Origin of the sequence: Paenibacillus alkaliterrae (assembly GCF_021532375.1) — a bacterium.
Taxonomy (GTDB): Bacteria; Bacillota; Bacilli; order Paenibacillales; family Paenibacillaceae; genus Pristimantibacillus; species Pristimantibacillus alkaliterrae.
Window position 1 is genome coordinate 1 of the sequence record NZ_JAKGAP010000161.1, and the last position, 1,537, is coordinate 1,537.

The 1,537-nt window shown below is 44.8% G+C and carries 1 protein-coding gene; it reads left to right on the forward strand.

Translation table 11 applies throughout. The features are described 5' to 3' along the window. The first annotated feature begins 131 nt into the window (after positions 1-131). Entirely contained in the window at positions 132-1,340 is a 1,209-nt protein-coding gene (locus tag L1N85_RS26960; RefSeq protein WP_328285302.1) for a reverse transcriptase domain-containing protein, read from the forward strand. Positions 1,341-1,537: the final 197 nt, after the last annotated feature.

Consider the following 1,537-nt stretch of genomic DNA (forward strand, 5'->3'; position numbering starts at 1 on the left):
GGTATTTTATAGGACGCATCGTTATATTCCTCTTTTTGGCATTATCATACCATATCTAGCCATTCTCTACTATTAGCTTTGAGAGACTACTAGGAATACAAGACAGAAAAGTCTTAGCGTGTATTTCCAAAATGCTAAAAGCAGAAATTGATGGAGAAGGGGCTCCTTCCCGAGGCGTGCCTCAAGGGGGGCTGTTGTCACCAATACTTTCGAACGTTGTTCTCAACGACCTCGATCAATGGATTGCCGGCCAATGGGAGAATTTTGAAACGGTATATCCATACGGACAACAAGGATCAAAATACCAGTCCCTCAAAAACCACAGTAATCTCAAAGAAGGATACATTGTGCGATATGCAGATGATTTTAAAGTGCTCTGCAGGGACTGGAGAACCGCTCAAAAATGGTATCACGCTGTCAAGCTCTACTTGAAAGACCGTCTGAAACTGGATATTTCGCCGGAGAAATCGCAGATCGTTAATCTGCGAAAACGAGAGTCCGAATTTCTTGGATTCACCATCCGCGCGAACAAAAAGAGGAATAAGAGAGTTGCGCACACAGGCATTAAAGCCAGCAAAAAGCGGAAAATCAAGGCTGAAGCCAAAAGACGCATACAAATATTAAGAGCTTCGCCAACCGCTCAAAATGCAATACTCTTCAATAGCTTTGTGTTAGGAATCCATAACTATTTCAGTCGAGCCACACATGTCAGCGTCGCGTTCTCGCGTCTTGCCTACGATCTTAGAGCCTTCATGTACAATCGTCTAAAACTGGTCGGGAAACATGAACATCCTGCAAACCCTCCGCCTACATACAAAAAGTTCTATAGCACGGGTTTCAGAACGTTCAAGGTTGCGAATGTATACCTATTCCCGCTGGCCAATGTGAAAACAGTGAATACATTGGGTTTCAGCCAAGAACTCACACCGTACACTGCGGCAGGCAGGGAACGAATATGCAAGAAACTTCGTCCGGATATTAAACAGCAGATTCACATGTTGTTGAAATCCAACATCCCGAACCGAAGCGTCGAATATATGGACAACCGGATTAGTCGATACAGCATGAAATTAGGGAAATGCGAAATTACAGGAATGTATCTGTTCGCTCCTGACGTTCACTGTCATCACTATATCCCCTTACATCTTGATGGTAGCGACAAATTTAACAATCTTCGCATCCTCCACAAAGATGTTCATAAGTTAGTCCATTGCACGAGCAAAGAGACGATTGACGCACTCATAACCAGACTTGGAATCACCGAGTCAATGATGGACAAGATCAACCTATACCGCAAAAAATGCGTTTTGGATCCGATCCAACCTATCCCAAATCCATGAGTAACGAGGAACTTATGAACTAGTATTTTCAGTTAGATGGTACGCGGAGTGCTCTGGAAACTGGCACGCTCCGTGTGGAGCAGGGGAAAAGCCGGAGATTATGTTGCCGCTCAGTTCCCCTATCGGGAAACGGGCGGCTTTTTCTTGCCAAGGATGACGTTAATGAGGGACAATGAATGGCGTGTGCAGCCGGAGGC